Here is a 6,465-nt window from a genome sequence, read left to right as displayed (position 1 = left end):
TGACGAAGCGCACGTTCAATCCGGGCTTCCGTATCGAACTGCATCAAAAGGACCTGAACCTCGCGCTCGATGGCGCGCGCAAGATGGGCCTTGCCCTGCCTCATACCGCGAGCGCGCAACAGTTGTTCAGCGTGTGCGCGGCGAACGGCGGCAAAGCGTGGGATCACTCGGCGCTCGTGCGTGCGCTCGAGATCATGTCGAACTGGCAGGTGGCGGAAGAGCCGCAGCAAGCGAAGGCTGCGTGATGTCTCCCGCCTGAACCGTGGGGCGTCCCGCGTATGGGCACGCGGGACAAATGCCGCTCTGGGCTGAGGGCGGCAAGTGGGGTCCGAGAGCGGCATCCGGCGGTTGCCGGGTAAGCCTTGGTCGGTCAGACGGTTTGCCGTCGGGTGTCCGCGTCGGATTGCTGTATGAGACGTTTCATCGATGCCGCGTGCAACGTGCGGCGTAATCCCCTGTTGAACTTCAGAACTATTCGATGCCGGGCGCGACTAACGTGCCTCTACTTCGCAAGCGGCGCCAACTTGGTTCTTTAAGGAGTTGAACAATGGGAATCCTCAGTTTCATCAAGGAAGCAGGCGAAAAGCTGTTCGGTGCAACGACGCCGTCCGCGCAGGCTGCGCCGGCGAGTGCGCCCGTCGATGTTGCCACGCTCAATCAGAAGGCCGGCGAAGCCATTGCGACGTATATCCGCTCGCAAGGACTGAATGCAGACAACCTGCAGGTCAAGTATGACGGCGCGTCCCATACGGTCACGGTCTCGGGCCAGGCGGCCGATCAGGCCACGAAGGAAAAGATTGTGGTCGCGGCGGGGAACGTGCAGCACGTCGACAAGGTGGATGATCAGTTGACCGTGACTAACGCTGCGCCTGAGTCGCAGTATCACACGGTCGCATCGGGTGACAACCTGTGGAAGATCGCGGAGAAGTACTACGGCAGCGGTGCGAAGAACGACATCATCTTCGAAGCCAACAAGCCGATGCTCAAGAGCCCGGACAAGATCTATCCCGGTCAGGTGCTGCGCATTCCGCCGGCTAACTGATTGCTTTTGCCGCTTGTGAATGAAAGAGAAACGCGAACTCCGGTTCGCGTTTTTTGCTTATTGGCGAGGGGCGGTCGCACGCAAGTGGAATGATGTGCCGTTGAACGCGTAGTAGTAAGTACCGTGTTCGTTGCTCTCGTTGCGGCTTCCCTTGACAATCACCACGCAGCTATTCGCACGGTATTCGATCGGTTCGCTCACATCGAGCGGCCAGTCCGAAACGGTGAAAGGCAGCGGCACAATGCGCCCCGACTTTTTGTCGATCGCCGCCGCCATGACACACCCTGCGCCGCAGCCCCACCCCGCCAGTACGTAATGGCCGGCGAAGTCGACGGGGCCGTTCGCCGCATCGCGCAGAACGCTGCGATATTTGCGGGTTTGCGCATCAGGGAATCTAAGGCGGGGTGCTTGCTCGATAGACTGTACGGCGCGAGGGCAGTCCTCGAAGACAGGAAGCCGTTGTGCGAGCGCAGTACTCGAAATGGCGATGATGCCGCAGAGGAGGCGTAAGGTTGGCTTCAGGCGCATGCTTGATACCAGTGTCGATCAGTACCGCTCGAACACCCTCTGCAACGCCCCCGCCTCCTCCACTCCCGCCGCGAGCGCTAGCATCAGCAACACGCGCGCCTTATACGGATTGAGCGTGCCCGCGCTGACGCTGCCGAGCGCATCATCCGATGCAGCGCCGTTTCGCATGACATGTCCCGAGCCCACGCGCGAGGCCCGCACGACCGCGACGCCTGCCTTCACTGCATCGACGAGCCCTTGCGTCATGCTTGCGTGGATCGAGCCATTCCCCGTCCCCGCCACGACGATGCCCTTCACGCCGGCCGCAACGAGCGCATCCACCGCCATTCGCGATACGCCCGCATAGCTCGTCACGATCTCGACCATCGGCCATTGCGCGCCGACCGCGAATTCGCTCGCGAGCGTATGCGCCTTCGTCACCGCGCGCTGAAACTCCACGCGTCCGTCCTGTACGAAGCCGAGCACGCCGACTTCCGGCGAGCGAAACGCATCGACGGCGTAGGTGCTCGTCTTGGTGACATCGCGTGCGCTGTGAATCTGGTTATTGAACGCGACGAGCACGCCTTGCCCCTTCGCCTGCGCGCAAGCCGCGACCGTCACCGCATTGAGCAGGTTCAACGGACCATCGGCGGAAAGCGCGCTCGACGGACGCATCGCGGCGGTCAGCACGACAGGCTTCGCGGTCTTCACCGTCAGATGCAGCAGATACGCGGTTTCTTCGAGCGTATCGGTGCCGTGCGTGACGACGATGCCCGCGATATCGTCCTGCGCGGCGAGTGCGTCGATGCGCTGCGCAAGCGTCGTCCAGAGCGCATGGCTCATGTCCTTGCTGTCGACGCTCGCGATCTGCTCCGCGTGAATGCGGGCGACGTTGCCGAGCGCAGGCACGGCGTCGAGCAGGTCGTTCACGCCGACGACGCCCGCCTTATAGCCCGCTGTCATGGAAGCGTCGCCGGCGCGTCCGGCGATCGTGCCGCCCGTTGCGAGGACGGCGATACGAGGAAGAATGTCGGTTGTCATGCCGGCGATTGTAAATCAGCCGGCAGGCTTTACGCGGTCTCGCGCAGTTGGGCTGCGATCTGCGTTTCGTCGAGTTGCGGCGCGAACATCTCGATCAGCCGATACGCATAAGCGCGCAAAAACGCGCCACGGCGCAAGCCGACGCGCGTCGTGCTCGCTTCGAACAGATGTTGCGTGTCGAGCGCGACGAGTTCCGTATCGCGCTTCGCGTCGTAAGCCATCGCCGCCACGATGCCGATACCCATGCCCAGTTCGACATACGTCTTGATGACGTCGGCATCGATTGCAGTCAGCACGATATCGGGCATCGCGCCGGCGCTTGCGAAAGCCTGATCGACGTGAGAGCGGCCCGTGAAATCGTTGTCGTAGGTAACGATCGGATACTCCGCGATCTGCTCGAGCGTGATGTTCTCCCGCCCGACCAGCGGATGATCCTTCGGCACCACCACCGTGTGATGCCATGAATAGCACGGGAACGTGACGATGTCCGGATAGCGGTCAAGCGCCTCGGTCGAGATGCCGATGTCCGCCTCGCCGTTGATGATCATCTGCGCGATCTGCTGCGGGCTGCCCTGCCGCAGCGCGAGATGCACCTTCGGAAATACTTCGGTGAACTGTCTAATGACTTTGGGCAACGCATAACGAGCCTGCGTGTGCGTCGTCGCGACGACGAGATGGCCGTTGTCCTGATCGGCGAACTGGCGGGCGACGCGCCGCAGGTTCTCCGCATCGAGCAGCATGCGCTCGATCAGCTGATGCACCTGCTTGCCCGGCTCGGTCAGGCCCGTTAGACGCTTGCCCCGGCGAATGAAGATATCGACGCCGAGCTCGTCTTCGAGGTCCTTGATCTGTTTTGACACGCCCGATTGCGACGTATAGAGCACGTTGGCGACTTCCGTCAGATTCATGTTCTGGCGCACCGCCTCGCGCACGAAGCGCAGTTGCTGGAAGTTCATTCTCTGCCTCTCTTGTCTGCTGTCTTTGTTCTATCTAACGCGTCATTGCGCCGGAAACACGCGCAGCGCACGAGGCACCGCGCGCACGCCATCGCCGATGTCGAGCCGCAGCGCGCGCCATGCTTCGCGGTCCAGTTCGGCTTCGAGCACGCCGCCCGTATCGCCCGCAAGCTCCACGCGCACCGAGCCGCCCAGTGTCACCACGCGCCGCACGCCGACCACGATGCCATCGGGGTGCGCCACGCCTTCCGCATCGTCGGCGCGATACAGCGCGAGATCGTGCGGACGCACATAAGCGAGCGCGCGGCCGCTGAAATGCGCCTGCGTGGTGATCGCTTTCGCGGCGCCATCGGCGATGAAGCCGCTTGCATCGACGTTGCCTTGCAGACGGTTGGCCGCGCCGAGAAACTCATACACGAACGACGTCTGCGGATGATCGTACACATCCTGCGGGCTGCCGACCTGCTCCACGCGTCCATGATTCATCACGACGATGCGATCCGCCACTTCGAGCGCTTCTTCCTGATCGTGCGTAACGAAGAGCGTCGAAATGTGCAGGTCGTCGTGCAGCCGGCGCAACCAGCTGCGCAGTTCCTTGCGAACCTTGGCGTCGAGCGCGCCGAACGGCTCGTCGAGCAGCAGCACTTTCGGTTCGACGGCGAGCGCACGCGCCAGCGCAATACGCTGCCGCTGACCGCCCGACAGTTCCGACGGAAAACGCTGCGCAAGCCAGTCGAGCTGCACGAGCTTCAGCAGTTCATGCACTTTCTCGCGGATGGCCGCCTCGGTCGGCCGCTCGCGGCGCGGCTTCACGCGCAAGCCGAACGCGACGTTCTCGAACACCGTCATGTGTCTGAAGAGCGCGTAGTGCTGGAACACGAAGCCCACCTGGCGATCGCGCGCGCCGACATGCGCGACGTCCTCGCCGTTCAGCAAGACCTGGCCCGCGTCGGCTTGTTCGAGGCCGGCGATCACGCGCAAAAGCGTGGTCTTGCCGCATCCCGACGGCCCCAGCAGCGCGACGAGTTCGCCCGCTGGAAAATCGAGCGTGACGTTGTCGAGCGCGGTGAAATCGCCGAAACGCTTCTGCAGATTACGAACGATGATACTCATGATGATCCTTAGTTCTGTGCGCTTTTTCTGGCTTCGACGAGCGACTGCGACATGCGCCGCTCCGCGATGAGCTTCAGCCCGAGCGTGACGAGCGCGAGCAAGGCCAGCAGCGACGCCACCGCGAACGCGGCCGAGAAGTTGTATTCGTTGTAGAGAATCTCGACGTGCAGCGGCATCGTGTCCGTCTGTCCGCGAATATGCCCCGACACCACCGACACCGCGCCGAACTCGCCCATCGCACGCGCGTTGCAGAGAATCACGCCATACAGCAGGCCCCACTTCACGTTCGGCAGCGTCACGCGCCGGAAGATCTGCCAGCCCGATGCGCCCAGCACGTGCGCGGCTTCCTCTTCGTCGTTGCCTTGCGCCTGCATCAGCGGAATGAGTTCACGGGCGACGAACGGGAACGTGACGAAGATCGTCGCGAGCACGATGCCCGGCACCGCGAAGATGATCTGCACGTCATGCGATGCGAGCCACGGCCCGAACCAGCCTTGCGCGCCGAACATCAGCACGTAGATGAGACCGGAGATGACCGGCGACACCGAAAACGGCAGGTCGATGAGCGTCGTCAGAAGCGCCTTGCCGCGAAACTCGAACTTCGCGATGGCCCACGACGCTGCCAGGCCGAACACCAGATTCAACGGCACGGCGATCGCGGCGGTCATCAGCGTGAGCTTGATCGCGGACCACGCGTCGGGGTCTTTCAGCGACTCGAAGTAATAGTCGATGCCCTTCGCGAACGCCTGCGCGAACACCGCGACGAGCGGCACGACGAGAAACAGCGCGAGAAACACGAGCGCGATGGCGATGAGCAGCCAGCGTATCGCGCGTGGCTCCGTCACCGGATTGAGCGTATGGACTTCGCGTTGCGGCGCGGTGTTCATCGCGATGGCCTTGCTGTCGGGCGTGCTCATGCGCGGCCTCCCTCTACGTGCAGCGTCGGGGCCGGCGGCGCGACCGTCCTGCTCGTGCGCCTTTGCAGGAACCATTGCAGCGTATTGATGAACAGCAGCATCAGGAACGATACGCACAGCATCACGACTGCGAGCGCCGTCGCGCCGGCATAGTCGTACTGTTCGAGCTTCGTGATGATGAGCAGCGACGTGATCTCCGACTTCATCGGCACGTTGCCGGCGATGAAAATAACCGAACCGTATTCGCCGAGCGCACGCGCGAACGCCAGCGCAAAGCCCGTCAGCAACGCGGGGAAAACCGATGGCAGCACGACGCGGCGAAACGTCAGCCAGCGCGTCGCGCCGAGACACGCGGCTGCCTCTTCCTGCTCGCGCTCGAACTCTTCGAGCACCGGCTGCACCGTGCGCACGACGAACGGCAAGCCGATGAACGTCAGCGCGACCAGCACGCCGAGCGGCGTGAACGCGACCTTGATGCCGAGCGGCGCGAGAAATTGCCCGATCCAGCCGTTGCCCGCATACACGGCCGCGAGCGAGATGCCCGCGACGGAAGTCGGCAGCGCGAACGGCAGATCGACGATGGCATCGACGATACGCTTGAACGGGAACGTATAGCGCACCAGCACCCACGCGACGAGAAAGCCGAACACCGCATTGATCAGTGCTCCGCCGAGCGCGGCGAAGAACGTCAGCCGGTACGACGCCAGCACGCGCGGCGACGTCACCGCGCGCACGAATTGCGCCCAGTCGAGCGTCGCCGTCTTGGCAAAGGTGGCTGCAAGCGGTATGAGCACGACAAGGCTCAGATACGCGAGCGTAATGCCGAGCGTCAGGCCGAAGCCCGGCAGCGCGCTTGGCTTGCGCAGGTTGAAAGTGGTCATGCGTGAAT

Annotated in this window: 8 protein-coding genes; 2 read left to right on the top strand and 6 right to left on the bottom strand. The window is 63.1% G+C overall.

All coding sequences use genetic code 11. From position 1 onward, the window contains the following. Together BG57_RS26080 and lysM are read left to right on the top strand one after the other, a co-directional pair. The coding region (locus BG57_RS26080) for an NAD-binding protein (protein ID WP_035969624.1) at positions 1-245 on the top strand (245 nt) is incomplete at its 5' end. Between the two features lie 302 nt (positions 246-547). Continuing rightward, positions 548-1,042: a peptidoglycan-binding protein LysM gene (lysM, locus tag BG57_RS26075; RefSeq protein ID WP_035969621.1), complete on the top strand. Its 495-nt coding sequence runs from the start codon at positions 548-550 to the stop codon at positions 1,040-1,042. Between the two features lie 57 nt (positions 1,043-1,099). Here the strand turns inward: lysM and BG57_RS32735 are convergent, their stop codons facing one another. From BG57_RS32735 to cysT, 6 genes are read right to left on the bottom strand one after another with little or no spacing between them, the layout of a single operon-like run. Next, positions 1,100-1,570, bottom strand: coding sequence for a hypothetical protein (locus BG57_RS32735; protein ID WP_152562703.1), 471 nt, complete (start codon positions 1,568-1,570; stop codon positions 1,100-1,102). An 18-nt stretch (positions 1,571-1,588) separates the two neighbouring features. Next, positions 1,589-2,590: an asparaginase gene (locus BG57_RS26065; RefSeq protein WP_035969619.1), complete on the bottom strand. Its 1,002-nt coding sequence runs from the start codon at positions 2,588-2,590 to the stop codon at positions 1,589-1,591. Positions 2,591-2,619: 29 nt separating this feature from the next. After that, entirely contained in the window at positions 2,620-3,546 is a 927-nt protein-coding gene (locus BG57_RS26060) for a CysB family HTH-type transcriptional regulator (protein ID WP_035969617.1), read from the bottom strand. A gap of 42 nt (positions 3,547-3,588) precedes the next feature. Then, on the bottom strand, positions 3,589-4,659 hold the full coding sequence (locus BG57_RS26055) for a sulfate/molybdate ABC transporter ATP-binding protein (RefSeq protein WP_035969615.1): 1,071 nt from the start codon (positions 4,657-4,659) through the stop codon (positions 3,589-3,591). Between the two features lie 8 nt (positions 4,660-4,667). Then, complete coding sequence (gene cysW, locus BG57_RS26050) at positions 4,668-5,651, bottom strand: sulfate ABC transporter permease subunit CysW (protein WP_371875830.1); 984 nt, start codon at positions 5,649-5,651, stop codon at positions 4,668-4,670. After that, a complete protein-coding gene (gene cysT / locus BG57_RS26045; RefSeq protein WP_035969651.1) occupies positions 5,573-6,457 on the bottom strand; it encodes a sulfate ABC transporter permease subunit CysT in 885 nt (294 codons plus the stop codon). The genes cysW and cysT overlap by 79 nt, the downstream gene beginning before the upstream one ends. Positions 6,458-6,465: the final 8 nt, after the last annotated feature.

The sequence above is a fragment of the Caballeronia grimmiae genome (assembly GCF_000698555.1).
GTDB classification, from domain to species: Bacteria; Pseudomonadota; Gammaproteobacteria; order Burkholderiales; family Burkholderiaceae; genus Caballeronia; species Caballeronia grimmiae.
This window is presented reverse-complemented; position numbering and strand designations above follow the sequence as displayed.

Coding starts and splice junctions, on each gene's coding strand:
- lysM (WP_035969621.1), top strand. CDS start 548: ATGGGAATCCTCAGTTTCATCAAGGAAGCAGGCGAAAAGCTGTTCGGT.
- BG57_RS32735 (WP_152562703.1), bottom strand. CDS start 1,570: ATGCGCCTGAAGCCAACCTTACGCCTCCTCTGCGGCATCATCGCCATT.
- BG57_RS26065 (WP_035969619.1), bottom strand. CDS start 2,590: ATGACAACCGACATTCTTCCTCGTATCGCCGTCCTCGCAACGGGCGGC.
- BG57_RS26060 (WP_035969617.1), bottom strand. CDS start 3,546: ATGAACTTCCAGCAACTGCGCTTCGTGCGCGAGGCGGTGCGCCAGAAC.
- BG57_RS26055 (WP_035969615.1), bottom strand. CDS start 4,659: ATGAGTATCATCGTTCGTAATCTGCAGAAGCGTTTCGGCGATTTCACC.
- cysW (WP_371875830.1), bottom strand. CDS start 5,651: ATGGTTCCTGCAAAGGCGCACGAGCAGGACGGTCGCGCCGCCGGCCCC.
- cysT (WP_035969651.1), bottom strand. CDS start 6,457: ATGACCACTTTCAACCTGCGCAAGCCAAGCGCGCTGCCGGGCTTCGGC.